At 58.2% G+C, this 26,666-nt stretch carries 25 protein-coding genes and 1 pseudogene; 15 read left to right on the top strand and 11 right to left on the bottom strand.

What is annotated here, in order from left to right:
- Positions 1-63 precede the first annotated feature (63 nt).
- Positions 64-1,983: an ATP-binding cassette domain-containing protein gene (locus NCCP436_RS14075; RefSeq protein ID WP_220804620.1), complete on the bottom strand. Its 1,920-nt coding sequence runs from the start codon at positions 1,981-1,983 to the stop codon at positions 64-66.
- Positions 1,984-2,182: 199 nt separating this feature from the next.
- On the opposite strand from NCCP436_RS14075, the gene NCCP436_RS14070 reads away from it, so the two are divergent.
- Positions 2,183-4,114 (top strand): transglycosylase SLT domain-containing protein, encoded by a 1,932-nt coding sequence (locus NCCP436_RS14070; protein WP_220804619.1) that lies wholly within the window; start codon positions 2,183-2,185, stop codon positions 4,112-4,114.
- Between the two features lie 39 nt (positions 4,115-4,153).
- Here NCCP436_RS14070 and NCCP436_RS14065 read toward each other — a convergent pair whose 3' ends face one another.
- From NCCP436_RS14065 to yegS, 3 genes are all read right to left on the bottom strand, one after another.
- Positions 4,154-4,960 (bottom strand): MOSC domain-containing protein, encoded by an 807-nt coding sequence (locus NCCP436_RS14065; RefSeq protein WP_220804618.1) that lies wholly within the window; start codon positions 4,958-4,960, stop codon positions 4,154-4,156.
- 72 nt (positions 4,961-5,032) lie between these two features.
- Entirely contained in the window at positions 5,033-5,965 is a 933-nt protein-coding gene (locus tag NCCP436_RS14060) for a chemotaxis protein (protein WP_220804617.1), read from the bottom strand.
- Between the two features lie 247 nt (positions 5,966-6,212).
- Positions 6,213-7,127, bottom strand: coding sequence for a lipid kinase YegS (yegS, locus tag NCCP436_RS14055; RefSeq protein ID WP_220804616.1), 915 nt, complete (start codon positions 7,125-7,127; stop codon positions 6,213-6,215).
- A 164-nt stretch (positions 7,128-7,291) separates the two neighbouring features.
- Between yegS and NCCP436_RS14050 the strand changes: the two genes are divergently transcribed.
- Positions 7,292-7,990 (top strand): pirin-like bicupin family protein, encoded by a 699-nt coding sequence (locus NCCP436_RS14050; protein ID WP_220804615.1) that lies wholly within the window; start codon positions 7,292-7,294, stop codon positions 7,988-7,990.
- Between the two features lie 6 nt (positions 7,991-7,996).
- Here the strand turns inward: NCCP436_RS14050 and NCCP436_RS14045 are convergent, their stop codons facing one another.
- Genes NCCP436_RS14045 through NCCP436_RS14035 form a run of 3 tightly spaced genes read right to left on the bottom strand, consistent with a single transcriptional unit; the run spans position 7,997 to position 12,792 of the window.
- On the bottom strand, positions 7,997-9,589 hold the full coding sequence (locus NCCP436_RS14045) for an FGGY-family carbohydrate kinase (RefSeq protein WP_375709498.1): 1,593 nt from the start codon (positions 9,587-9,589) through the stop codon (positions 7,997-7,999).
- Positions 9,589-11,175 carry a glycerol-3-phosphate dehydrogenase/oxidase gene (locus NCCP436_RS14040; protein ID WP_220804614.1) on the bottom strand — a complete coding sequence of 529 codons (1,587 nt, stop codon included), beginning with the start codon at positions 11,173-11,175 and terminating at the stop codon, positions 9,589-9,591. The genes NCCP436_RS14045 and NCCP436_RS14040 overlap by 1 nt, the downstream gene beginning before the upstream one ends.
- A gap of 15 nt (positions 11,176-11,190) precedes the next feature.
- Positions 11,191-12,792, bottom strand: a complete 1,602-nt coding sequence (locus NCCP436_RS14035; RefSeq protein WP_220804613.1) for an FAD-binding oxidoreductase — start codon at positions 12,790-12,792, stop codon at positions 11,191-11,193.
- 124 nt (positions 12,793-12,916) lie between these two features.
- Here NCCP436_RS14035 and NCCP436_RS14030 point away from each other — a divergent pair, with 124 nt between their 5' ends.
- Together NCCP436_RS14030 and NCCP436_RS17890 are read left to right on the top strand one after the other, a co-directional pair.
- Positions 12,917-13,951, top strand: coding sequence for an AraC family transcriptional regulator (locus NCCP436_RS14030; RefSeq protein ID WP_220804612.1), 1,035 nt, complete (start codon positions 12,917-12,919; stop codon positions 13,949-13,951).
- 380 nt (positions 13,952-14,331) lie between these two features.
- On the top strand, positions 14,332-14,529 hold the full coding sequence (locus NCCP436_RS17890; protein ID WP_375709497.1) for an exonuclease SbcCD subunit D C-terminal domain-containing protein: 198 nt from the start codon (positions 14,332-14,334) through the stop codon (positions 14,527-14,529).
- Positions 14,530-14,667: 138 nt separating this feature from the next.
- On the opposite strand, the gene NCCP436_RS14020 is transcribed toward NCCP436_RS17890, so the two are convergent.
- Positions 14,668-15,630 carry an integron integrase gene (locus NCCP436_RS14020; RefSeq protein WP_220804611.1) on the bottom strand — a complete coding sequence of 321 codons (963 nt, stop codon included), beginning with the start codon at positions 15,628-15,630 and terminating at the stop codon, positions 14,668-14,670.
- Positions 15,631-15,848: 218 nt separating this feature from the next.
- On the opposite strand from NCCP436_RS14020, the gene NCCP436_RS14015 reads away from it, so the two are divergent.
- The 10 genes from NCCP436_RS14015 (at position 15,849) to NCCP436_RS13970 (ending at position 22,714) form a co-directional block, all read left to right on the top strand.
- On the top strand, positions 15,849-16,151 hold the full coding sequence (locus tag NCCP436_RS14015; protein ID WP_220804610.1) for a hypothetical protein: 303 nt from the start codon (positions 15,849-15,851) through the stop codon (positions 16,149-16,151).
- A gap of 139 nt (positions 16,152-16,290) precedes the next feature.
- Complete coding sequence (locus NCCP436_RS14010) at positions 16,291-17,310, top strand: hypothetical protein (RefSeq protein WP_220804609.1); 1,020 nt, start codon at positions 16,291-16,293, stop codon at positions 17,308-17,310.
- Between the two features lie 101 nt (positions 17,311-17,411).
- Complete coding sequence (locus NCCP436_RS14005; RefSeq protein ID WP_220804608.1) at positions 17,412-17,942, top strand: hypothetical protein; 531 nt, start codon at positions 17,412-17,414, stop codon at positions 17,940-17,942.
- Positions 17,943-18,024: 82 nt separating this feature from the next.
- Positions 18,025-18,657: an HNH endonuclease gene (locus tag NCCP436_RS14000; protein WP_220804607.1), complete on the top strand. Its 633-nt coding sequence runs from the start codon at positions 18,025-18,027 to the stop codon at positions 18,655-18,657.
- Between the two features lie 116 nt (positions 18,658-18,773).
- Positions 18,774-19,616, top strand: a complete 843-nt coding sequence (locus tag NCCP436_RS13995; RefSeq protein WP_220804606.1) for a hypothetical protein — start codon at positions 18,774-18,776, stop codon at positions 19,614-19,616.
- Positions 19,617-19,720: 104 nt separating this feature from the next.
- On the top strand, positions 19,721-19,933 hold the full coding sequence (locus NCCP436_RS13990; RefSeq protein ID WP_220804605.1) for a hypothetical protein: 213 nt from the start codon (positions 19,721-19,723) through the stop codon (positions 19,931-19,933).
- 422 nt (positions 19,934-20,355) lie between these two features.
- Positions 20,356-20,802 carry a hypothetical protein gene (locus NCCP436_RS13985; protein WP_220804604.1) on the top strand — a complete coding sequence of 149 codons (447 nt, stop codon included), beginning with the start codon at positions 20,356-20,358 and terminating at the stop codon, positions 20,800-20,802.
- Positions 20,803-20,897: 95 nt separating this feature from the next.
- Positions 20,898-21,383 carry a hypothetical protein gene (locus tag NCCP436_RS13980; RefSeq protein ID WP_220804603.1) on the top strand — a complete coding sequence of 162 codons (486 nt, stop codon included), beginning with the start codon at positions 20,898-20,900 and terminating at the stop codon, positions 21,381-21,383.
- A 94-nt stretch (positions 21,384-21,477) separates the two neighbouring features.
- Complete coding sequence (locus tag NCCP436_RS13975; protein WP_220804602.1) at positions 21,478-21,999, top strand: hypothetical protein; 522 nt, start codon at positions 21,478-21,480, stop codon at positions 21,997-21,999.
- A gap of 175 nt (positions 22,000-22,174) precedes the next feature.
- On the top strand, positions 22,175-22,714 hold the full coding sequence (locus NCCP436_RS13970) for a DUF6988 family protein (RefSeq protein WP_259651500.1): 540 nt from the start codon (positions 22,175-22,177) through the stop codon (positions 22,712-22,714).
- 203 nt (positions 22,715-22,917) lie between these two features.
- Here NCCP436_RS13970 and NCCP436_RS13965 read toward each other — a convergent pair.
- Together NCCP436_RS13965 and NCCP436_RS13960 are read right to left on the bottom strand one after the other, a co-directional pair.
- Positions 22,918-23,235, bottom strand: a pseudogene (locus NCCP436_RS13965) (RNA polymerase sigma factor); the annotation flags it as partial.
- A gap of 72 nt (positions 23,236-23,307) precedes the next feature.
- Positions 23,308-24,429 (bottom strand): beta-ketoacyl-ACP synthase III, encoded by a 1,122-nt coding sequence (locus tag NCCP436_RS13960; protein ID WP_220804600.1) that lies wholly within the window; start codon positions 24,427-24,429, stop codon positions 23,308-23,310.
- 238 nt (positions 24,430-24,667) lie between these two features.
- On the opposite strand from NCCP436_RS13960, the gene NCCP436_RS13955 reads away from it, so the two are divergent.
- Positions 24,668-26,284, top strand: coding sequence for an FMN-binding glutamate synthase family protein (locus NCCP436_RS13955; protein WP_220804599.1), 1,617 nt, complete (start codon positions 24,668-24,670; stop codon positions 26,282-26,284).
- Between the two features lie 82 nt (positions 26,285-26,366).
- On the opposite strand, the gene NCCP436_RS13950 is transcribed toward NCCP436_RS13955, so the two are convergent.
- A partial coding sequence (locus tag NCCP436_RS13950; RefSeq protein WP_220804598.1) for an IS3 family transposase occupies positions 26,367-26,666 on the bottom strand: 300 nt, incomplete at its 5' end.

Genomic DNA, 26,666 nt, shown 5'->3' with positions numbered 1-26,666 from the left:
GCCCGTCAGGGCCTTCCCCGTTGACACACCGTCACGGCATGCATCGATCCAGGGTGGCCCTGCTCAGGCTTCCAGTTCTGCCCAACGCTCGAGCAGCCGATCCAGTTCCGCCTGGAGACTCTCGAAACGCGCCAATACCTGCGAGGTTACCTGCACCGCCTGCTGATAGAAGGCCGGATCGGCGATCTGCGCCTGCAGCCCGGCCAGTTCCTGCTCCAGAGCATCGATCTGCTCTGGAATGGCTTCCAGTTCACGCTGCAGCTTGTAGCTCAGCTTCTTCTTCGCCGGCTCGGCCGCTGCAGGCGCCGCCACGGCGACTGCCACCGGCTGCGGCGCGACAACAGCCGCCTCGGCCTTGACCGAACGACTTTCGCCAACGCCCAAAAGACGCGGCGAACCACCTTGACGCAGCCAGTCCTGATAGCCGCCGACATACTCGCGCACCCGCCCTTCACCCTCGAATACCAGGGTGCTGGTAACCACGTTGTCGAGGAACGCCCGATCGTGGCTGACCATCAGCACGGTTCCCGGGAAGCCCAACATCACTTCCTCAAGCAGCTCCAGAGTTTCCACGTCCAGATCGTTGGTCGGCTCATCCAGCACCAGCAGGTTGGCTGGCTTGCTGAACAGTTTGGCCAGCAACAGACGCGCCCGCTCCCCCCCGGACAGCGCCTTGACCGGCGTTCGCGCCCGCTGCGGACTGAACAGGAAATCTCCCAGGTAGCTGAGCACATGCCGACTCTGGCCATTGATCAGGATGAAATCGCGGCCTTCGGCAAGATTGTCGATAACGGTCTTTTCCGGCTCCAGTTGGTGACGCAACTGGTCGAAGTAGGCAACCTCCAGCTTCGTCCCTGCCACTATCGTGCCAGCAGAAGGTTGCAGCTCGCCCAGCAGCAGCTTGAGCAGCGTGGTCTTGCCGCTGCCATTGGCGCCGAGCAGGCCGATGCGGTCACCACGCTGCAGCACCAGGGAGAAGTCGCGCACCAGTGGAACTCCCCCAGCGTGCGCAAAACTGACATTTTCTGCCACTATCACCTGCTTGCCGGACTTGTCCGCCGCCTCGATCTGCAGGTTCGTCTTGCCCTGTCGCTCACGCCTCTCGGCACGCTCAGCACGCATTGCCTTGAGCGCCCTCACGCGCCCTTCGTTACGGGTACGGCGCGCCTTGATACCCTGGCGAATCCATACCTCCTCCTGAGCCAGCCGCTTGTCGAACAGGGCATTGGCGCTTTCTTCCGCTGCCAGTTGTTGCTCCTTGTGCACCAGGAAACTGGCATAGTCGCCACTCCAGTCGATCAGCCCACCGCGATCCAGCTCAAGGATGCGCGTGGCCAGCCCCTGCAGAAAGGCACGGTCGTGGGTGATGAACAGTACCGCACCGGTGAAGTCGCGCAGCGCTTCCTCCAGCCAAGCGATGGCACCAATATCCAGATGGTTGGTTGGCTCATCAAGCAGCAGCAGATCCGGCTCGCTGACCAGCGCCTGGGCCAGCAGCACCCGACGACGCCAGCCGCCGGAAAGTTCGGCCAGGGTCTTGTCGGCCGGCAGCTGCAGGCGGCTCAGAGTGCTTTCCACCAGCTGCTGCAGGCGCCAACCGTCCTTCGCCTCCAGCTCCTGCTGCACGCGGGTAAGCTGTTCCAGATCGTCGTCACCCCGGATGTGCTGCGCCAGGTGGTGATAGCGCGCCAGCAGCTCGCCGACCCCGGCCAGCCCCTCGGCCACCACATCGAACACCGTGCGATCATCAGCACGCGGCAGTTCCTGCGGCAGCTCGCCGATCTTCAGCCCCGGGGCCCGCCAGATTTCGCCGTCATCGGGCATCTGGTCTCCCTTGACCAGGCGCAACATGCTCGATTTGCCTGTACCGTTGCGACCGATGATGCATACCCGCTCGCCCCGAGCGATCTGCCAGGAGACACCATCGAGCAAGGGCATGGCGCCATAGGCGAGGGATACGTCGGCAAACTTCAGCAGTGTCATGGGGCACCTCCGGAAACAGGGGGCGCATTCTACCCGAGTTGCGCGCAGCCCGCGCCGCCTCCAGCGAATGCCGCTCCGCTTGTTTGCCATATGTGTCCACCCCGCCCGGCGGCATTCACCGCACCCCGTCGAAACGCTAAGCTAGGGACATGTCGCAGGACGGAACCTGCGGCCCCACTCTCAGCATCCTGGAAATGCCATGCGCGGTCGTCTTTTTTCTGTTCTCTCCTGCCTGATATTCACCACCAGCGCCGGCCTGGCCAGCGCTGAAGCCGCCAGCCTGGCACAACAGCGCCTGTATTACGACGAGGCCAAACGTGCCCTGGCCAAAGGCGACAGTGCCCCTTACCAGCGCTATGCCAACGCTCTGCGCGACTACCCGCTGACGCCCTACCTCGCCTACGACGAGCTGACCAATCGCCTGAAGACGGCCAGCAATGCCGAGGTCGAGAAATTCCTCGCCGAACATGGCGACCTGCCGCAGATCGGCTGGATGAAGCTGCGCTGGCTGCGCATGCTGGCCGAACGCGGCGACTGGAAGCCGTTTCTCGATCACTACGACCCAGCTCTGAATTTCACCGAACTGGACTGCCTTTACGGCCAGTATCAGATGAACCAGCGGCCCGCCGCCGAGGCTCACGCCACCGCCAAGAAGCTCTGGCTGGTGGGCAAGTCTCAGCCCAATGCCTGTGATCCGCTGTTCGAGCGCTGGGCCGCCGAAGGCGGGCTCACCGAGCAGTTGCGCTGGCAACGCACCAGACTGGCGGTGGAAAGCGGCAACTACGGCCTGGCCAACTTCCTGATCAAGGGCATGCCGACCCTGGGCGAGCGCGGCCGCCTGCTGGTCGAAGTGGCGCAGAAGCCGCTGCTTCTGAAGGACACGGCACGCTTCGCTCCTGCCGATGCGGCCATGGCCGATGTGGTCGGTCTCGGCCTGCGTCGTCTGGCGCGGCAGAATCCCGAGGACGCACTGGCTCTGCTTGAGGGCTATGCCAAGCGCCTGCAGTTCTCCGAAGAAGAAAAGCTGGCCATAGCCCGGCAGATCGGCCTGCGCCTAGCACAACGCTTTGACCTGCGCGGCCTGCAGGTAATGACTCAGTACGATCCGCAGCTGCGTGACAACACCGTCAGTGAATGGCGCGCCCGCCTGCTGCTACGCCACGGCCGCTGGGACGAAGCCTACCAGCTGACCCAGCGCATGCCGGCCGAACTGGCCAGCACCAGCCGCTGGCGCTACTGGAACGCACGCAGCCTGCAGTTGGCCCAGCCCAACAGCCAGCAGCCACTCGCTCTTTACCAGGCCCTGGCCAATGAACGTGATTTCTACGGCTTTATGGCGGCCGACCAGGTCAAGGCACCCTACCAGCTCAACCACAAGCCACTGGCACTCGACCCGAAGGTCGTGCAGAAAGTGCGCAACACCGCCGGCATCAAGCGGGCCATGGAGTTTCATGCTCGCGGCCAGATCGTCGACGGTCGTCGCGAGTGGTATCACGTCAGCCGTCTGTTCAGCCGTGACGAACTAGTGGCACAGGCGCGCCTGGCCTACGAAATGGAATGGTATTTCCCGGCCATCCGCACCATCAGCCAGGCCCAGTACTGGGACGATCTGGACGTGCGCTTCCCCATGGCCCATCGCGACGAACTGGTCCGCGAAGCCAGACGCCGCGACCTGCACTCGAGCTGGGTGTTCGCCATCACCCGCCAGGAAAGCGCCTTCATGGCCGACGCCCGCTCTCACGTCGGCGCCATGGGCCTGATGCAACTGATGCCGGCAACGGCCAAGGAAACCGCGCGCAAGTTCGGCATACCCCTGACCTCACCGCAGCAGGCACTGAATCCGGACATCAACATCCAGCTTGGCGCAGCCTACCTGAGCCAGGTCTATGGCCAGTTCAACGGCAACCGGGTACTCGCCTCGGCCGCCTACAACGCCGGCCCCGGGCGGGTACGCCAGTGGCTGCGCGGGGCCAATCACCTGAGCTATGACGTGTGGGTGGAAAACATTCCCTTCGATGAAACCCGCCAATACGTGCAGAACGTGCTGTCCTACTCGGTGATCTATGGTCAGAAACTGGGCGCACCGCACCCGCTGGTGGCCTGGAACGAACGTTACTTCGACGACCAGTAGTACACCAGCGGCCCGCTTGCGCGGCCTGACGCAGGCGGGCTACTCCAGCACCTCAACCGGCATGCCCAGACGCAGCTCACCAATGCCGCGCGGCAGCAGGTTTTGCCCGAACAGCACTTCACCTTCGCGCTCGCGATACTGCCGCAGCGTACTCAGCGGCTCACGCTCGGGGTCACGCTCGCCGCGCTCCGGATCCACCGTGGTAAGGATGCAGCGAGAACAGGGCTTGGCCACCTCGAACTCCAGCTCACCGATACGAATGCGTTTCCAACGATCCTCGGCATAGGGCTCGCAACCGCTGACCACCAGATTGGGGCGAAAGCGCAGCATCGACAGTGGCCGGCCGACTCGCTGCACCAGATCATCCAGCGAGGCCTGACCGATCAGCAGCAGTGGAAAACCGTCGGCAAAGGCTACCCGGTCACCTGGCCGGGCATAGACAGTATCCACCTGGCGGGCCCGCTCCTCGGGCATCTGCACCAGACGGCAGGGCTTGCCCAACACCTGCTCCAGCCAGGCAGCAGCCACATCGCCGGCATCCGGAACCTGCAACCCGTCACGCCAGATGATCACCCCGCGCAGGTTATCCCCGGGAGCCGGCAGCGTTACGCTCAACGCTTCGTGCCCGGGAGCACTGAGCTGCAACCCGCCACGCTCGTCGTACAACGCGCTCAGTTGGCTCATCTGAGGCAACAGGCGTTGGGTGAGAAAACGTCCATTGGCGGCATCGACCAGCATCCAGCGGCGATCGCCATGCAGACCAAGGGCATCGACGGCGCTACGCTGCAGCACTTCGCCACGTGCGGATTTGAGCGGATAGCGGTACAGGCCCGAGAGACTCGGCATGAATCAGGCTTCCTCTGGCAAAAGGCCGTTATACGGCCTGGCGACCGGCCCCACAACCCATGCCGGAGACGCCTAACAAGACTCGTCCAGCTCAAGACGCTGGCGGATCACATCGACCAGCTTGTCCGGCTGAAACTTGGAGAGAAAATTGTCGCAGCCCACCTTGCGCACCATCGCCTCGTTGAAGCTGCCGGACAGCGAGGTGTGCAGCACCACGTAAAGGTCGCGCAGGCGGGCATCGTTGCGAATCTCGCTGGTCAGGCGATAGCCGTCCATCTCCGGCATTTCGGCGTCGGTGAACACCATCAGCAACTTGTCGGTCATCACCGTGCCGCTGTCGGCCCACTTCTTCAGTAGCCGGAGCGCCTTCAGGCCGTCGCTGGCCATGTGCATGCGGATATCCAATTGCGAAAGGGTCTCGCGCAACTGGTTGAGGGCCACACTGGAGTCGTCCACCAGCAGCACTTCCCGCCCCCGGGCCTTCTGCAGCAGTGGATCACTGAGCCTTTCCTCGGAAACCCGGGTGCTCATCGGTACGATCTCGGCCAGCACCTTCTCCACATCGATGATCTCGACGATCTGCTCATCCACCCGGGTGATGGCGGTCAGATAGTGCTGACGCCCCGCGCCACCCGGTGGCGGCTGGATCGATTCCCAATTGAGGTTGAGGATGCGGTCGACGCTACCGACCAGAAAGGCCTGCACCGAACGGTTGTACTCGGTAACGATGATGGTGCTGTTCTCATCCGGCACCAGCGGGCGCATGCCGATGGCCTGGGACAGGTCGATCACCGGCAGGGTCTGGCCACGCAGATTGACCACGCCGCATACATGTCGGTGGCGCTGGGGAATCAGCGTCAGCTTGGGCATCTGCAGCACTTCCTGCACCTTGAACACGTTGATGGCGAACAACTGCCGACCAGCCAGGCGGAACATGAGAATCTCCAGACGATTCTCGCCGACCAGTTGCGTGCGTTGATCCACCGAGTCAAGAATGCTGGCCATCATCTACTCCAAGGTCTGTGTTCTGAGCATAGGCGTCTGTCACCGCCCGGACTCACCGGGTCATGCCATGGGGCCTGCGTCGGAGTTATCGGCCGGTTTGCGGCGAACTGAAGCCGACCTTGCGCGCGAAAATCGCCGCGTGCGAACTCAAACCGAACTCACGCGCTGCAAGTGAGCATTGCTCTCTCACTTCTGTCAGGGCTTGCCGGCACTTCCCCACCCAAAAATAGCACTAGGCCATCATGCCTTAGCCCCGTGCCACTTGCCAGCGACCGATCAGTGGAGAATGCGCCGGCAAATGCATGCGCAGAGCCGCAGGCTCGACACTAAAGCGTACGCGCCGACTGCTCAGAGGTTCACCGTCCAGGTTCAGATCCAGCGCCTCATGGGCTTCAACCTGCAGCCACGGCAAACGGGCGCTGATCGCCACGCTCTGCAGGCCAAGTATTCCGCCGCTAATCAGCGTCCCCAGGGCTCCCACTACATCCTGCGCGGCCGGCACGATGCACACATCCAGCAGTCCATCATCGATGCTGGCCTCCGGACAGAGTTGGTGCCCGCCACCAGCCTGCCGGCCATTGCCGATACCCAGCGCAAGAAACTCTCCCTGCCACTCGAAGTCCGGCCCGACGAAACGCCCGGTCGCTGCACGCACCTCGGAGAAGCGGCCAAGGCCGGTAAGCAGGTAGGCGGCGCCACCGAGAACCTTTTTCAACTCTTCCGAGGTGCTGGCGGTAACGCTGGAGCCAAAGCCACCGGTGGCCATATTGAGGAACACCCGCTCATCTGCCCGCCCGACATCCACCGCCACAGGCTCGTGCTCAAGCAACGCCAGCGCATCGGACGGCACCAGCGAAATAGCAGCGGCATGGGCAAAATCATTGGCCGTGCCCAGCGGCAATAGTGCCAGGCTGGCCGCGCTGCCTGCCTGTAACAGCGCCTCGGTCACTTCTCGCAGCGTCCCGTCACCACCGCCGGCGACCAGAGTCCGATAACCGGCCGCCAGTCCCTCCTGCACCAGTCTTTCGGCATCACCACCCTCCCAGGTCGGACGTACTGCCATCTCCCAGCCACGCTCGCGCATAGCGCTTACGGCCACCCTCACGTCCTCGTTCAGTGCCTGCTTGCCATGCAGGATCAGCCAGGCCTTGCGCTCGCCCATCACACACCTCCCTGAGGATGCGTCTCGACCGGTTACGGCACCTAACGCATCTAAAAAATCGATGATTTTATCGGATAAATTGCACTATTAAATCGATAAAATAAAAAAGATCATGCGCCCATCAACGCCGTGCGCGATAGCGCCGCACCCACAGGAGATTGACCATGATCGAAGTACGTCCGTTCGCCGGGCTTGGTGCCGCCAACCACGGCTGGCTCAGCGCCCGTCACCACTTTTCCTTTGCTCAGTACCATGATCCCGAGCGGATGAACTGGGGCCGCCTGCGGGTCTGGAACGACGACGAAATCGCCCCGCAATCCGGTTTTGCCCCGCATCCACACCACAACATGGAGATCATCACCTACGTACGCGAAGGGGCCATCAGCCACCGCGACAGCCTGGGCAACGAAAGCCGCACCGAGGCAGGCGACATCCAGGTAATGAGCGCCGGCAGCGGAATCGTCCACAGTGAATACAACCTTGAGGACAACACCACCCGGATCTTTCAGATCTGGATCGAACCGAACCGCCTCGGCCTGCCGCCACGCTGGGGCACTCGTCCGTTTCCGCGCGACGAACGTGCCGGACAGTTCATCGTGCTGGCCAGCGGTCATGACAAAGATGGCGAGGCCCTGCCGCTACGTGCCGATGCGCGCCTTGCCGCCGCCACCCTCAGGGCCGGCAGCGCTGCCGACTATCCCCTGGCGGAAGGTGCACGCGCCTACCTGGTCGCGGCCAGCGGCGCCTTCACGGTCAACGGCATAGCTGCCCAGGCCCGTGACGGCGTGGCTATCGAGGGGGAAACGCTGCTGCACATCGAAGCCCGGGAAGACAGCGAAATTGTCCTGGTGGAACTGGCCTGAGACAGCTCAGGCCGGGTATCCGGTAATCCGGCGGATACGCTGGTAGAGCGGCTTGAGCTGGCGGTACATGCGCAGATAGACCTGTCCGTAAAGCTGCTCGTAGGTGGGCTGCGCCACAGGATCGGGCTCGAATATGCGGCCCACGCGAGTCATCGCGGCAATGGCCGTCGGGTAGTCGGCATGCAGTCCCAGACCTACCGCGCAGTTGATCGCCGCGCCCAGCCCGCTGGTTTCGTATAGATGCGGACGCTCGGCAGGCAGGCCGAAGATATCGGCAGTCAGTTGCATGGCCGCATCGCTCTGCGAGCCACCGCCAGACACCCGCAGACGGCGGATGCGGGTTCCGGAGCGTTTCTCGATGCGCTCCTTGCCCTGCCGCAGGGCATAGGCCAGCCCCTCCAGAATCGCCCGGTACAGGTGCGCCCGGGTGTGCACGTCGCCAAAGCCGATGATCGAACCCTTGGCTTCCAGGCCCGGCTCACGGACGCCAGGCGACCAATAGGGCTGCAGCATCAACCCCATTGAGCCGGGTGGCACGGCGTTGACCAACTCATCGAACAGCGCCTCGGGCGATACCCCCAGGGCTTCGGCGCGCTGCATCTCGCACAGACCGAACTCACGCTTGAACCAACTGACCATCCAGAAGCCGCGGAAGATCATCACCTCGGTGTTGAAATGATCCGGCAGTGCCGCCGGATAGGGAGGAATCAGCCGGATGGTTTCCAGATAGCGGCGCCGGGTGGTGTTGATGGTGGCCGTGGTGCCATAGGAGAGACAGGCGGTGGCCGGATCCAGGACACCGGCGCCGAGTACTTCACAGGCTTTGTCGGCACCAGCGGCGATCAGCGGCAGCCCTTCGGGAATCCCGGTATGGCGACTGGCCTCGGCAGTGATACGACCCAACTCCTGGCCCGGCTTGTACAGCGCCGGCAACTGCTCGGGGCGAACCGCCAGCGCCTGCCACTTCCAGTCCCCGGGCTCAGCCCAGCGCAGACGCTTGTAATCGAACGGCAGATAAGCCACGCAACTGCTGGCGGAGTCGACGAAACGACCGCACAGGCGATGACTGAGAAAGCCCGAAAGCAACAGCACCTTGTGCGTGCGCGCGGCGATTTCCGGCTGGTGCCGGGCAACCCAGTTGACCTCGGCCTGACCACGGAAGTGATTCACAGCATCCTCGGCCCGCGCCAGCTTGAACAGCCATCCCCACAGGCCCTTGATGCGCCCCTTTATCTCGGCACGACGCTGGTCGAGCCAGAGAATCGCCGGACGCAACGGCGCGCCCTGTTCGTCAACATGGATGATGCTGCCGCGCTGGGTGGTCACGGCGACGCCCTTGATCTGGCTGCGATCGATGCCCACCTGCTGCCACAGTTGCCGGCAGGCCTCGCCGAGACAGGCCCAGTAGTATTCCGGGTCCTGCTCGGCCCAGCCGGGCTCGCGGGAATAGTACGGTTCAAGCTCCACCTTGCCCTTGCCCAGCAGGTTGCCGGCGGTGTCGAACAACAGCGCACGCACGCTCTGGGTGCCATTGTCGATGCTCAGCAGATAGCTAGGCTCGCTCACGGCGACCTGCCCGCAGGGGCGCGAAAGGCCCATCATGCGTCATCCTCCGGCAGGCCATAGCAGCGCTGCCACAATGCCAGATAGTCGGTTTCTTCCTGCTGCCAGCGTGCATCACTCCAGCCCAGCCGGGCCTGGCACAGGGCGCGGATGCGCGGCAGTTCGTCACGCCCGCCGCCGGCCAGCAGCAGCCCGAGACGGGTACGCCGCAGCAGCAGATCGTCCAGATGCAATACCAGCTCGCTCTCGGCAGCCCAGGCCAGCTCGGCCCAGAGAATGTCGCTGGCGTCGACCCGCTCTTCACCAAGTTCATCAATCAGACGCCGTACGCCGCTCAACTGGCGGCCATGCCGCCCAGCCAGACGCCGCCCAAGAGACGGGCTCAGGCCGGCCAACGGCTCATTCGGGCGGTTGAACACGGCACCGCCACTGTCCGCCAGCGACCGGCCGGTGAAGCCGGCGCAGGCCCGCAGCACCTCCAGTGCCAGCAAGCGGAAGGTGGTCAGCTTGCCGCCGGCCAGAGTCACGCACCCCGGCTCCAGCCACAGAGCGTGCTCGCGCTTTTCGTCCGAGGGTTTCAGTCCGGCCTGGCCATCGCTGACCACTGGTCGCACACCGGCCCAGCAAGACAATACGTCGCGCCGCGTGATCCGTGCCGTCGGAAACGACTGGGCGCAAGCCTGCAGCAGATAGCGCACCTCGGCCGGACTGATGGCGGCCTCGCGATCCAGATCGTCGGCATGATCCTGATCCGTAGTGCCGATCACCGTCGCCCCCTCCCAGGGAAAGACGAATACCGGCCGGCCATCCTGCTCATGCATGAAGCTGAAGGCATGGGCCACTGGCAGCCGCCAGCCCGGCAACAGCAGATGGCTGCCGCGCAGCGGACGAATCCGGACACTGTCCGGCTGGCGCAAGCGCTCGGCCCAGGCACCGATGGCCTGCGCCACGGCACGGCTGCGCAGCGAGTAGCGCTTACCCGTCTCGCTATCCTCGGCCAGTACCCCGACCACCCGACCGTCCTCCCGCAACAACTCGATCACGCGCATGCCGTTAAGCGCCTCACCGCCATCGGCACGCGCCTCGCCCAGCACTCGCAGCACCAAGCGGGCATCATCGGTCACCGCATCGAAAAACTGCGTGGCGCCGAGCAAACCTGCCTCGCTCAGCCCCGGTGCCTGATAGCGCAGCAGTTGCGGCGGGTAGAAACGATGGTTGCGCCGGCCGGCCAGCGCGTCGTACAGGTTCAGCAGAGCGCCAAACAGCCGAGGCCCGGGAAAACCTCCACGATAGTGCGGCAGCATGAAACTCAGCGGCTCCACCAGCCCAGGTGCCTCACCGAGCAGGCGCTGGCGCTCACGCACCGAGTCCCGGGTCAGGCGCAACTGGCCCTTGGCGATGTAGCGCAGCCCGCCGTGCACCATCTTCGAAGAGCGGCTGGAGGTGCCCCAGGCAAAATCGCGCTGCTCCAGCAACAGACAGCGCCAGCCGCGTCTGGCCGCCTCGCGCAGGATGCCGGCACCGCAGATGCCACCCCCTATCACCAGCAGATCCCACTCCTGCGCGGCCAGCTGCGGCAGCGCCTGCTCACGCCAGGCAGCGTTCCAGCGCCTTTCACTCATGCCTGCCTCCCGCCCCTAGTCATGATCTTGCAGCAGCACGCCAGGGGCGAGACGACGTTCGGGGTCGAAATGCCGGGCCAGGCTGTGCAGCGTAGCCATGCCCAACTCGCCCTTCTCCACGGCAAGGTACGGCGCATGATCGCGGCCAACGCCATGTTGATGACTGATGGTGCCCCGGTTGGCGGCAATCACCCGGCTGGCGGCGCCCTTCAGCCGCTGCCAGCGCGCCAGCGCCTCGGTGTAGTCGCCCCCCGGACGGAACACATAGGTGGTATAGATGCTCGAACCTTCGCCATAGACGTGCGACAGATGGGTGAATACGTGCACCCGCTCGCCGTCGCCGGCCAGTTCCTCGCGCAGGGCTGCCTCGATGCGGTTCAGCAGGTTGTCGACATTGGCCCAGTCGGTGGCGGTCTCCAGGGTGTCCACCAGATAGCCGCACTCCCACAGCCCGTGACGCAAATAAGGAAAACGGAAGCGATTCTGCTCCCACTTCCTGCCCAGCAGAGTGCCGGTGAACACCCCGCCGAAGCCCTTCAGCAGCCTTCTCGCCTGCTTCAGCGAAGCAGCGTTCTGCACACGGCTGCCGGTCACGCCGAAGGTCAGCATGCACTTGCCCTCGCCCGCCCCGCGCAGAGCCAGATACTTCTCCAGCAGAGCGATCTGCTGCGGATGGCCGGCCAGCGCCAGTTGCGTGCGGGTTTCCACGGCATTGGACAGCCGCAGCATGGAAAGCGGCACCCGCGCCTGCGCCAGACGGCGAATCGCGCTCAATGCTCGCGGCCAGTCCGGCAGAAATACCGCGTAGAAGCGCTCCTGTTCAGGCAGCGGACTGATGCGCACACGCACCTCGGAAATCACCCCGAAGCGCCCTTCCGAGCCCAGCACCAGTTCACGCAGATCCGGCCCGGCAGCCGAAGCCGGAAAGGTGGGACTCTCCAGAGTGCCGGCGAAGGTCTCCAGCTTGCCGCCGGCAAACAGTTGCTCGATGCGCCCGTAACGCAGCGACTGCTGGCCACTGGAACGGCTGGCAACCCAGCCACCGAGAGTCGACAGCTCCCAGGACTGAGGAAAATGCCCCAGGGTGTAACCACGGGCGCGCAACTGGCTTTCAACCTGCGGGCCATTGGCACCAGGGCCGAAAGTGGCGATCAGGCTCTCCTCGTCGATCTCCAGCAGGCGCGTCATGCGCTCCAGTGAAAGCGTCAGTACCGGCCGGCTGCCCGGTAGCGGGTTGATATGCCCGGCCACCGAGGTGCCCCCCCCATAGGGAATCAGCGTCACGTCATGCTGCTGCGCCCAGGCCAACAGCTCGCGGATCTGCGCGGCCGTTTCCGGGAAGGCGACCCCATCGGGAAACACGCCAAAGTCGCCGGAACGCATCGCCAGCCAGTCCGGCAGACTCTGCCCACGGGCATGGCGCACGCGCACCTCGGCATCAAGACTGATTAGCGGATGCGCCGTCAGGCGCGAAGCCGGCACGCGGGCCATTACCTGTTCCAGGCTGGCATCGGTCAGACGCTGGCCCACACCGACCAACTCAGCGAGAAAGGCCTCGCCATGGGCCGGCAGCTCAACCTGAGTCGCCTCGTCACCCCATCCGTTCCAGCGTCGCATCACATCCCCCATTCCGGTCAGCATTCATGGCTGCCTATACTAGCCAGCCGCCGATTTGCGTCACTGTCGAATCGGGACAGGCGCTATCGCCAATCAAGACAGGCACCCAGAACAAGAAGAATCCATGGAAAACCTCGGTTACACCTCGGTTCCGGCCCTGCTCAAATACCTGCGCCAGGCCGAACAGCTCGGTCTGGACATCGATCGTGCGCTGAGCGCCGCCGGCATCCAGGCGCAGGATCTGGCCGATAACGGCAGGCGCATGCCCAGCGAGGTGCATGAGCGCCTGCTGGCGCATCTGATCGAGGTGTCGGGCGACCCCTTGTTCGGCCTGCACTCGGCGCGTTTCGTCCAGCCCGGTTCGTGGAGCGTGCTGGGCTACATCGCCATGAACTGCGCCACCCTGGGCGAAGCCATGAGCCGCATCGTGCCCTACGAGAAACTGGTGGGCGACATGGGCACCAGCCGTATCGAGGCGGCGGAGGATCACGTGCGGCTGATCTGGAACTGTCGCCATCAGGCGCCGGAGGTGCACCGGCACATGGTGGAGAACGTGCTCGCGTCCTGGCTGCTGTACGCCCGCTGGATCGCCGACTCCGAGCATTCACCGCGCGAAGTGTGGTTCGAGCACGCGCAACCGGCCGACACCGAACTGGAGGAATACCAGGCTCTGTTCGGCTGCCCGGTGCGCTTTGAACAAAGCTGCAACGCCCTGCTGGTGCCGCTGGACTACCTCGGCGTGCCGTTGCGCCAGGCCGACGCCAACCTGCTGCGCACACTGGAAGAACATGCCCTGGCCCTGATGGCCGGACTGGACGATGACGAGCCGCTGCCACACCGGGTGAAGAACGCTCTGCGCCTGCTGCTCAAGGACGGCCTGCCGCGCAAGGAGCGGGTGGCGGAGAAGTTCGACATGACCGTGCGCACCCTGCAGCGCCACCTGCAGCAGGCCGGCACCAGCTACCAGCAGATACTCGACGAACTGCGCCAGGAACTGGCCAAGCACTACCTGCTGCGCAGCGACCTGGCGATCCAGGACATCGCCTGCTATCTGGGCTTCACCGAACCCCGCTCCTTTCACCGCAGCTTCAAGAACTGGACCGGGCAGACGCCGGGCGAATTCCGCGAAAGCCGGCGCCGGGACAATCCGCTGGGCTAGGGTCTGTTGACGTTTCGTCACGGGCCACACAGGTGATGCCTGGGCAAATGCCGGAGGCTCCTCGTAGGGCGGGTTAGCGGCGCTGAACACTCATCTGGCAGGCACCGATGAGAGCGGCGTGCCGCGTAACCCGCCAGACGATGCCTCGCGTTGTGCCGATGGTGGGTTACTCCACGCCAGGCACGGCGAATCGTCCGGTAGATGTGATAAGCGGCTAACCCACACTACGCGTCGCTGGAATTTATCGATGGCGCGTTGCGGTCGATTACGCCGCTGCTCGTGCCGGTGTTCCAACCCATGACCAGCCTGCGAGGCTCGCTCAAGGCACAGGCCGACGCTATCGCCGATGTAGCGGTTCAGGGCACGCCCGAGCGGCCCGTGTGGCGGAAGTACAGGTCAACATCGATGACTACCTGAGTGACCTGCAGAGCCGCATCAATACACTCTGTGAAGGGCTTCCAGTGGAAGTACTGCGCATCCACCGTGAGCGTGGTAACACCGCAGCCAGCGTAGCCAGCGACGTGCGTGAAACACTCGACGAACTGAGCGTTGAGGACGTATTCGCCCGCCATCTGTAGCAAGAAGCATTGGATAAAGAGGACGCCCAGCGTTTGCAAGATCTGTATCTACAGATAATGGAAGCGCTGCCCAAGCCCTCGCTTTGCCGATCTCTGTAACCCGGATGCAACCCGAGAATACCGCCATGACGATCTCGCTCAACCCAGCGGGCTGACCACACCAGCAAACCCCTGGCCCAGCACATGTGTATAAATCTGCGTCGTACGTATATCCGCGTGCCCCAGTAGCGTCTGCACTGTACGTATATCGCTACCCCGACGCAGTAGCTCGGTGGCGAAACTGTGGCGAAAGGTATGGCAACTTGCAGACTTGCGCAGGTTGGATTGCCGTACTGCATGTCTGACTGCCTTTTGAATGGCACTGACGTGAAGGTGATGACGAACAATCTGCCCGTCCTCATCCGTACAAAGCCCCGTCGATGGAAATAGCCACTGCCACTCGAATGAACGCCCAGCATTTGGGTATTTGCGACGTAAGGCAAATGGCAGGCTGACGGGAGCGTGATAAAACCGATCCTGTTGCTTCCAAGCGCGAAACATACGCTCTCTGCGCTCCAGCAGAGGTGTGATCAAGGGCGCCGGCAGAAGTGTTGTTCGATCCTTGGCGCCTTTGCCATCATGGATGGTGATGACCTGCCTATCGAAATCCATATCCTTGATACGCAAACGTGCGGCCTCCACCACTCGCAAGCCGGCGCCGTACATTAGCGAAGCCAGTAGCTGATGCGGTTGGCGAAGTCTGGAAATGAGCGCCGTGGCTTCTTCATGCGTGAGTACGCAGGGAATACGCGCCGAGCGTTTTGCGCGTACGACCTCTCCAACTTGTCCGAGGGGTTGTTGCAACACCTTGGCGTAAAGGAAAACCAGTGCATTAAGTGCCAGATTCTGGGTCGCGGCTGCCACCTGGCGCTCAACTGCTAGCCAGGTGAGAAAGGCGTTGACCTCGGCAGCACCAAGCTCCAATGGATGGCGCAGTTGATGGAAACGGATGAAATAGCGAATCCAGTACCAGTAGGATTTTTCTGTGCGAATACTGTAATGATGTAAGCGCATCACCGTCCTGAACTGCTCTTGTAGGCGAGGTTTGGTGGAGGTTTCCATGGCCGACTCCATAGCTGTATTTTTGTACAGTAGTAATGGTAGAGCAAAAATAGGAAGTCAAGCGAATACGCCCAGACATAGAAAGATGGCCGGTAAGACCATGATTTGAAAGGAATTTTTCCAGGGCAGCTACGAGGATGATGCGGAGTTATATGGAAGGCTCTACTATCGGATTAGCACCGCCATCCATCTAATCACTGTTAGGCACTGGAGGAAACATGGAAAATTTCAGATATAGCGTAATTATCAATGGAACAATTCTATATTTCGATGGATGCGAACTCGTAGACATCGAGTATGAAGAGAGCCTTGACGAACCAGAATTTGAATACAACTGGTTTATTGATGCCTATGGAGATCGTATCGAAATAGACGTTTATGAAGAAGAGAGACATCCGTACGACAATAGTGATAAACCACTTCACGCCCATATAAAAATCGACGGCCGCACGGTACAAACTTTAGAAATATTCGAATACGCCAACGGCACGGTATATCTAAAACCAGAAAGTGAATTCTAACTCCAATAACGTGCAAGAGCAGATAGCCCTTTCCAGGCAGCACATACAGAAACGGCCTAACAAATGGTTCAAACCGTTCGCTGCGCTCACTGGGACGGGCTAAAGCCCGCCCCTTAACCAAACGTTAGAGCAATAGAGTATGAGTGAACAAATACCTCCTTCCCGACAAGCCATGCGAGAAGCGCTGGCATTATCGGAAGACATACTAAAGAATATTGAGCTAAGCGAAATGCCTTTAGCAAATATTTTGCTGAAAGCATCTAGGCTGGCTCGACTGTTAAATGATTTTGATAGTCAAAAAATAATGGAGTTAGAGGCTAGCGGGTATCCTTCCTCTCCTAATGGTGTGAATCCTGATATTTATCGTCTTGCCGTTATTGCGGGTCGTGAGTACCAGCAGAAAGATGCAAAAACAGAAAAAATAAATAATTACATATATACAACTTCGATCGAGGAGCTGGAGCAGGAAGTAAAGTCTGCTGACTCGGCGTTAGTCGCCGCCCGTGATCCTGATGTCTCAGTATCATCAGCTAATCCAAACCAAATGGTCTGGAATCCCGTTGGGAATAAATTCGAGAGGGATACTATTCGGACGAATGCAGCCCGCGCTCAGCGCCGACTATCATCACGGCGGTCGTTCATATATTCATATGCATTAAAGCGGCATCATGAACTCAAATTCTCCGGAATAGCAGACGATATATTTTCGCGAGTACGTGAAGGCGTGGATAACGCCATTGGTGAGAGAGTTCCAGATGCGGCCCAGAAGCTTGCGGCTGTTTATGAGAACTTGCAATCCGAGAACCCAGAGGACTGGGCCAATGCCGTCCATAGTTGTCGTCGAATTCTCCAGGATCTGGCAGATTCGTTGTATCCACCAAGACATGATATTGAAAAAGAAATAGGCGGAAAAAAACGAATAATAAAACTTGGTCCGGATAACTACATAAACAGATTGATAGCTTTTCTAGAGGAAAATGCAGGATCAGAAAGGTTTGAAGAAATTGTTGGAAGTCATCTCGGGTTTGTAGGTGATAGGCTTGATAGCGTATTTAAAGCAGCCCAAAAAGGCTCCCACGCTGCTGTTTCCAAAGAAGAAGCAGACCGCTATGTTGTTTATACATACTTGGTCGTTGGAGATATATTGAGCCTGTTGTGAGCAAAGCTCTAACAAATCAATCAACTTCGCGCCTTCGGCGCCGGACGCAGCAAAGCTGCGCCGGTTATTGAGGCGTTAGGCCTACCAGAACAGGAAACCACATGACCCTAACTGAGTTATTCGACCCAAGATCAGTTATTGCGTTACTGGCGCTATTTGTTGCTGTCTGGTCAATCATTAGCAGTAGAAGGCATAACAGACTAACGGTTAGCCCGCATTTGTATGACGCAATAGATAGAGACTCGATCAACTTCAAGTGTGGCTTTTACTTAATCAATAAAGGCTTAGGCCCAGCAATCATAAAATCCACCTCGTATCATTTAGACGGGGCGAAAGTGGAATTTAAAGAACTCCTCAATATCGTTGAGAATCTACCTTCAGAATTCGGTATATCTATAAATAAACTTAAGCCAGGAAGCGCCATATCCAAAGACGAGGTGTGCTCAATTATTGAGATAAAGTGGGACACCCTCAAATACGATTTGCCAGCAGACAAAGAAACAAGAAAACGAATTGCAAACGACGTCAAAGGTTTTGCTAGCCAGATAGCGAAAAGATTTGGGGTGGTAGTAGAGTGGGAATCTGCCTATGGTGAGAAAGGTAAAATTGTCAGTCACCCAGCCAAAGCCTAACAACTGGTTCAAACCGTTCGCTTCGCTCACTGGGACGGGCTAAAGCCCGCCCCTTAACCAAACGTTATAACGGGGAATCCTGATGTCGAGTTGGGATGAAGACATTATTAAAGCATTTAAAAATCTTGGTGGAAGTGCGAGCTACGATTCGCTATACGCCGAGATTGAGCGAATTCGCACTGGGCTCCCGAGCACATGGAAATCGGTTGTAAGACGGCGCATTCAAGATCTTTCGTCTGATTCTGCCGGTTTTAAAGAGGGGCGAGACCTGTTCTTTTCCGTGGAAGGGTTGGGTGCTGGCGTTTGGGGCCTACGTTCATATCTGGAAGAAACGCCAAAAGCTTCGGATTTGCCGGACGGTGTTGAGGAGCCCGGTCGAGCTTATTCGCTGACATATCGGGTTCTGCGGGACACGGTTCTGGCCAGGAAGATAAAAGTCCTGCATCAGGATCACTGTCAGATCTGTGGCATGGTGGTTAGTCTATCTGACGGGAAAACCTATTCTGAAGCTCACCACATCATACCTTTGGGCGCGCCTCACAACGGATCTGATGTTCCAGATAATGTGATAGTCCTATGCCCAAATCACCACGTTCTATGTGATTATGGCGCTATTAAATTAACTCTCTCAGATTTGAGGACTACAGAGGACCACAGGATATCTGAGCGTAGCATTTCATATCACAATGAAGTCATATTTGGGCGCAAGTTATAACAAATCGCAGCAGTTCGCGACCGATGGCCGCCGGACGCCCTTTACGTGGCTCCTTCGTCGCCACTCCAAGGTCGCCGCTGTGCTCGGCGTTATATTGCACTTGCCGAGGAGGCGCTGTGATAGTCAATTTAGAAAATCGTCTAATAGCCTTTCTAGACGTCCTAGGCTTTTCAGCACGCCTCGAAAGTGAAGAAATTGAATCCTTACACAAGCAGTACTCTTCGTTTATCGATGAGGCAAAAAACGCCACATTCTTTGCCGCGCAAGGTGACAACACTGGAAGGAAAAACTTTGATTTCTCTCAGTTCTTGTTCGACTCAATCGTTTTAGTTTCATGCCCTATTGATGATGTTTACAATGTAAACAACTTCATAAGCGCGGTGTCGTTGCTTCTTGAGCTTGGCTTTAAAAATAAGCTTCCACTTCGAGGCGCAATAAGCCAAGGAAACTTTTTGCACGACGAAGAGCGAAATATTTTCCTAAGTGAGCGTTTTCCAGAGCTTGCTAAATTTGAACTTAGGCAAGAATGGGCAGGATGCACCGTCCTAAGGCATGCTGAAGAAACAATAGCCAAATCAGCTCTAGGTATATCCAACATCTCTGCAATCCCCACAGAGCAAACTAGAAACCAGCTATTCCACCGATACAAAGCCCCATTGAAAAATGGAGAGACTTTCGACTCCATCGTACTGAACTACATGTTTTTCTTGTCTGAGGAGGAAATTCTTGAGGGTATTGAATACCTCATTCCCGGCAAAAAAGAACATAATATTGCATATTTCGAATTTCTTAAAAGCCTCCCACTTCCTCTCCAGAAGCTGCAGCCTGAATTTTTTCCAGCAGAGTATTTCACTTACATAGCGACCAGAAGTGGCATGAGAGCTAAGTTTATTAACTCCGAAGGGAAGCCCTGTGTTCCTGGGGTAAAAGAAATCACGTGGATGGCCATTGGTCATTAACGTGCAATATAACAACTGGTTCAAACCGTTCGCTTCGCTCACTGGGACGGGCTAAAGCCCGCCCCTTAACCAAACGTTAGATTTTTCAATTCGGAGAAATACATATGTCCAACCCTCTTCCAGATCAAGCAGCTCAAACAATCGCAGTTTTGACAGCCTGTCTCGTGCAAACCATAGGAAAGACAAACCCAGAGTTTATTCCCGCATTTGAGCAGAGCCTCCAGGAAATGTACGCAAACATCCGAGAGAATAGTTATTTTCCACCTGAAACCTTGCAGGCGGTGAAACTGGTAGGAGGTCTATTGAAGAACTCATAATGCGTCAACTTTCCCTCGCTTCCTTTGCTGGTCAGTAATAGCTGCGTTTTTGACCGCCAGCTATCTCAATCGTTGGGTATTCCATATGATTAAAGAGCAGAAAATACATTTCCTTCACAAAGGCTCAAAGCGAAAGGAAAACGGGGAAATTGAAGTTTACGAGATAGAGGTTACTGGTGAGTCAATTGAAAAAGCTATTACACTTCAGGTGAAACCCGGTCACTTGATTTCAAACATCTCAATGAAACGCATTCTTTTGGACAGAAAAATATTTTATTCAGCCAGCAAAAATGAGCACACTCAAACAATTCAAAGAATGTTTAAAAATTCACCATGCAAGATCTAACAATTGGTTCAAACCGTTCGCTTCGCTCACTGGGACGGGCTAAAGCCCGCCTCTTAACCAAACGTTAGGCTCATAAATGTGCTACTCAAAAATATTCAACACCGCAGGCGATCGCAGCGAAGACGAAAGCACATTATTTTCTCTCGCAACAGAGTTTCTTGAGGCGGCAATAACATTACAGGCCACGCCGCCCACCAAAATAAATTACCGCTCTGTATCCTATTACTTACTAGGTCACGCAGCTGAGCTAACCCTAAAGTCCTATCTATTTCACCAAGGCCTAAGCTCTGACGAACTAAAAACAATTGGCCATGATCTGAAAAGACTCATCAAAAAATCAAAAGAAAAAGGCATATCAAAAAGCGCCTCTTTCGAGCAGCTAAATAAGCTTGCGAACTTGTACAAGAGAAAAGAGCTTGAGTACCGCACAAAATCGCTAAAAACATTTCCTAATATCGAAGACCTTACCGTAGAAATCCAAAAATTAGGTGCAATAGTTTTCGAGGCCGCATGCCCGTGTTAAAGCCTAACAATAGGTTCAAACCGTTCGCTGCGCTCACTGGGACGGGCTAACGCCCGCCCCTTAACCAAACGTTATACCGAGGAAGGAACAGCGCGGTGAGAACGATACTTCTTGGAAATGCCGGTGCTGGTAAAAGCACTCTCTCAAAGAGATTAATTGCCAAACATCCAGCCGCTCGCCTTTCTCTTGATGAAGTGGCATTTCACAATGGGGCGCAGCGGCGCCCGATCCAAGATAGCATCGCGGATGTAAGGCTTTTTATTGCCCATAATGAGAGCTGGATAATTGAAGGCTGTTACGCAGACATCATCGAGCCGATTATGTGCGAGTGTGACGAACTCATTTTTCTGAACCCCGGAGTTGAGATTTGTATCGCTCATTGTCGCGCGCGCCCCTGGGAGCCAGAGAAATTCAGCTCGAAAGAAGAGCAGGATGAAAACTTGGAAAATCTAATCGAATGGGTAGCTGCCTACGACACCCGTTCAGACGAATACGGTCTCCGTCGCCATCGGGCGCTTTACGAGGCGTTCAAGGGGAAAAAGCGTGAGCTCAATCATCCGAGTGAGTATGAATCGGTATAACCATCGCAGGCACGGCGACGTCTTTTCCATGGCGGCTTCGCCCCCATTCCAAAGCCGCGCATGCTGCGGGCGTTAGCCTTCAGAAGGAAAATTCGTGAAAATTTTCAGCACATTTAAAGGCAAATTGACTTTAGCAACCTGCGGAACACTTCTTATTGGGGTTACAGGTTTTCTTGCCGACATCCAGTCCATAATCATGGACAAACCAGAAACCAGCATTGTAATAAAAACAACGCCAGTAGAGCTTTCTATACCATATCAAGAACTTTCAAATTCAAAACTAGCCAAAAAACATATAAATACTGAAATTGAGATTCAGGCAACATATCTTGGCCCCTGGAACCTTGAGCAAGTATACGGAATTAAATTTCCAGACAATGTCATAACCTTAAACCATAGAGATAGCTCTTATACTAGTCAAAGCACCCCTCTCGGAAGCAACGACTTAGCGATTCCAGATTTTGCGCTAACCGTACCAACGGAGTTAACAGGCGAGGTTTTGAAATTAAAGTCGCATTCTAAGATCAGAGTAAAAGGAACAGTGCACGCCTTCAAAAATAGTTTTGGTCAAGACGTTGTGGTTTTAGCAGCAAATCAAGTGTTACCTGAAGGCTAACAAATGCTTCAAACCGCTCGCTACGCTCACTGGGACGGGCTAAAGCCCGCCCCTTAACCAAACGTTATAAGTAGGGACACCATTGATAAATAGTCTGCTATCACGATCTGCTGAACTCGAAAGCAGACTCTTGGAGTTTTTAGCGCTCGCTCCTTTTGATGATTCGGAGAGAGTCATGGCTAGTAGAGTCATGTGTAGTATTGCATTCGAGCATGCTGAAAGCGCGAAGATGCTGATTTCGGGTGGCAATCTCACCTCCGCGACGGGACTTGTTCGTCTTCAGTATGAGGCTCTGGTCAGGGCAATGTGGCTTCTCTACGCGGCTTCCGACACCGCCGTTTCTAAGTTGACCAGTGAGCTGACACAAGAGGCAGCTAATAAAGCGAATAGGCTTCCGATGCTCAGCGAAATGCTTGAGAAATTACAGGGTAAAGCACCCCAGGAACCGGTGAATATGCTGCTGGAATTTAAAGAGTACTCTTGGAAGCCTCTAAGTTCGTTCATCCACGGCGGTATTCATGCAATCCACCGCCACAGCAAAGGCTATCCACTTCCTTTACTCGAGCAGATGGTCCGAATATCCAATGGTGTGTCAGTAATGGTAGGAATGCTATTGGTCATATTGCATGGTGGTGGTGCGCAGCGTGGCAAAATGCCACTTATTCAAATAGAATTTGCTGACTGTCTACCTGACACCAAGTCGCAAATCTCATAACAAGGTGGTCAACGGGACGCCAACTACGCTGCGCTCCGTCGTCGCCCATTACCACTGGCGTTAGGCGTCTTAAAGGCAGCAAGGCCGTTACATACAAGAAGCAGGGGAGCTATGGGTTACTACGTCAACAGTCATGAGAGCAACGCCTAACAATTCCTATATGGACTCTCCCCACAAGCAGTGAGCAATAGCTTTTCGAGCACGTCATCGGCCAAACGCTCGTCACCCACCGTACCGTGGGGCGCGGCCAGGTCGTCGAGCAGCACTTCGCGACGGTTGTGCTTGAGACGGGTCTTGGCGGTAATGGTCAGTAACCAGGTCTTCAGGCTGGAGCGCCCCAGGAAACCATTGAGGCTACGCACCACGGCAAGCCAGGCATCCTGCACTACCTCGTCGGCATGACGGCTGCCGACAATGGCATAGGCCACCGCGCGCATTGCCCCCTGATAGCGAGCAACCAGCTCGCAGTAGGCCTTCTGCTCACCGGCGAGCAGACGACCCAGCAATTCAGAATCGGACATGAGACTCCTGTAGGTAAAGCCTGTGCACGGAGCTCGAACACCCCGCGCACATCAGGCATTCCTATAAAGAGTTCAACGCTTGCGCAAAATTACACTGCCGATCGAATAACCTGCGCCGAAGGAGCTGAGCACACCCAGGCTGCCGGCCGGCAGGTCGTCCTGATGCTTGTGCAGGGCAATCACCGATCCGGCCGAGCTGGTGTTGGCGTAGGTGTCGAGAATCACCGGCGCCTCGTGCGGCTCGGCATCACGCCCCAGAAGCTTGCGAGTGATCAGCAGGTTCATGTTGAGGTTGGCCTGGTGCAGCCAGAAACGCTGTACCTGGGTCGGCTCCAGCTGGTTTTCCGCCAGGTGGGCGGCGATCAGCTCGGCCACCATCGGGCAGACTTCCTTGAACACCTTGCGTCCTTCCTGCACGAACAGCTTGTCGCGGGCGCCGATGCCTTCCTCGGCCGCCCGGTTGAGGAAACCGAAGTTGTTGCGGATATTGTTGGAGAACTGCGTCAGCAGCTTGGTGCTGACCACTTCGAACTGGTGAGCGGAGGTCGCCAGGTCGGCACGTTCAAGAATCACCGCAGTGGCAGCGTCACCAAAGATGAAGTGGCTGTCGCGGTCACGGAAGTTCAGGTGGCCGGTGCAGATTTCCGGGTTGACCATCAGGATGGCGCGCGCCTGTCCGCCCTGGATCGCGGTGGTGGCAGCCTGGATGCCGAAAGTGGCCGAGGAACAGGCCACGTTCATGTCATAGCCCCACCCCTTGATGCCCAGCGCAGCCTGCACTTCGATGGCCACGGCAGGATAGGGACGCTGCAGATTGGAACAGGCGACTATTACTCCATCGATATCCTCAACACTGCGCCCGGCACGTTGCAAAGCTTCCTGGGCAGCGGCCACGGACATCTCGCAAAGAATGCCCCACTCGTCGTTGGAGCGCTCCGGAATGCGCGGCACCATGCGCTGCGGATCGAGGATCCCGTCCTTGTCGATGACGAAACGGCTCTTGATGCCGGAAGCCTTTTCGATAAAAGCGCTGCTGGATTCGCTCAGTGGCTCCAGCTCGCCCCGGGCGATGGCCTCGGCGTTGTCTACGTTGTACTGCTGCACGTAGGCATTGAAGGATGCCACCAGCTCGTCGTTGGAAATGCTGTTAGCCGGGGTATACAGGCCGGTACCACTGATCACGACGTTATGCACGGTCTTTCCTCTTTCTTGGCCGCTGGCGGCCTCGGGCAGTAGGCCGGCAACCAAGACGCCGGCCGAGAAACGGGAATCCCGAACCAGACTTTGACGACGGCTGGCTTCGGGCCACTGAGTGTGCCACAGGCCGGCGTCATTCGTCCTCAACCCCCGATGCTGTCCCGATGGACAGAACATGACTAAATGAATGGTTCTGGTCTAAAGTTCCTGCTTAATCCATGTAACCGGAGCCTGCATGAACCTTTCTCTGCTCAGCCGTTACGCCTTCTTCGCTTTCTGCGCCCTGTTCACCCTTGTCAGCCTGCCCTTCATCTCCCACGAGTGGATATGGCCTTTCACCCTGACAACCGCAGTTCTGAGCCTGATCGGCATCGCTGACCTGCTGCAGACCCGACACGCGGTTCGCCGCAACTACCCGATCCTGGGCAACATCCGCTACCTGGTCGAGGGCATCCGCCCTGAAATCCGCCAGTACCTGCTTGAAGGCGACGCCGAGCAATTGCCGTTCTCCCGCGCCCAGCGCTCGCTGGTCTACGCCCGCGCCAAGAACGAAGGCGCCGACAAGGCCTTCGGCACCCTGAGCGACGTGTACCGGAACGACTTCGAATTCATCAGCCACTCCATGCGCCCGGCACCACTGTCCGATCCGGCCGGTTTCCGGGTGGACATTGGCGGGCCACAGTGCAGCCAGCCCTACTCCGCTTCGCTGTTCAACATCTCGGCCATGAGCTTCGGCTCACTCAGCGCCAATGCCATCCGGGCTCTGAACCAGGGCGCCAAACTCGGCAACTTCTACCATGACACCGGTGAAGGCAGCATCAGCCCCTATCACCGCGAGCATGGTGGCGACCTGGTCTGGGAACTGGGCAGTGGCTACTTCGGTTGCCGCACCGAGGAGGGTCTCTTCGACCCCGAGCGTTTCGCTGCTCAGGCGGCAAGCCCGCAGGTGAAGATGATCGAAATCAAGCTCAGCCAGGGTGCCAAGCCGGGCCATGGCGGCATCCTGCCGAAACATAAGATCACCAAGGAAATCGCCAGCACCCGTGGCGTGCCCATGGGTCAGGACTGCATCTCGCCATCGTGCCACAGTGCCTTCTCCACACCCATCGAGCTGCTGCAGTTCATCGCCCGTCTGCGCGAGCTGTCCGGCGGCAAACCGGTGGGCTTCAAGCTCTGCCTGGGGCATCCTTGGGAATTCATGGGCATCGTCAAGGCCATGCTGGAAACCGCCATCCTGCCCGACTTCATTGTGGTCGACGGCAAGGAAGGCGGCACCGGAGCCGCACCGCTGGAATTTACCGATCACCTCGGTGTGCCGCTGCGCGAGGGGCTGCTGTTCGTGCATAACACCCTGGTTGGCAGCAACCTGCGCGACAAGATCAAACTCGGCGCCAGCGGCAAGATCGTCAGCGCCTTCGACATCGCCCGGGTACTGGCCATCGGTGCCGACTGGGCCAACTCGGCGCGCGGCTTCATGTTCGCCATCGGCTGCATCCAGTCGCAGTCCTGCCACACCAACAAGTGCCCCACCGGGGTCGCCACCCAGGATCCGCTGCGCCAGCGCGCTCTGGTGGTCGAAGACAAGGCCCAGCGCGTCTACAACTTCCACCGCAACACGCTCAAGGCCCTGGCCGAAATGCTCGCTGCCGCCGGCCTCGAACACCCGTCGCAGATCGACGCCAAACACCTAGTGCAACGTCTGTCGGCCACCGAGATCAAGCTGTTCTCGCAACAGCACTTATTCCTCGCCCCAGGCGAACTGCTCAGTGGGCAGATCAAGGGCGAATTCTACGAACGCATGTGGCACATGGCCCGCGCCGACAGTTTCGAACCGGCAGAGCTAGCGTCCTGACCCTTCCGCAGGGCCATCAGATATGGCCCTGCCTGATAAGCCATCGTGATGGTGAAAGCCTGCTGGGTTCTACCCCGGGGGTCTACCCCATTTCCACGGACGGTTTGAAAAGGGCTGAAAACTTCAGATCTTGCCGGGCGACTCTACAACGCATTCGTGGGTTATGAAACCGCTCGATGTAGTCGAATAGATCCGCCCGTGCTTCATCACGAGTTCGATACGACTGATGGACAACGCGCTCCCGTTTGAGCTGACCGAAGAAGCCTTCACAGGCAGCGTTGTCGCCGCAATGCCCGACGGCACTCATGCTGCAAACCAGCGTGTTGCGATTCAGAAAGCGCTGGTAGTCGGCGCTGGTGAATTGGCTACCGCGATCCGAATA

The organism is Pseudomonas sp. NCCP-436, from assembly GCF_019656335.1.
Lineage (GTDB): Bacteria > Pseudomonadota > Gammaproteobacteria > Pseudomonadales > Pseudomonadaceae > Aquipseudomonas.
This window is presented reverse-complemented; position numbering and strand designations above follow the sequence as displayed.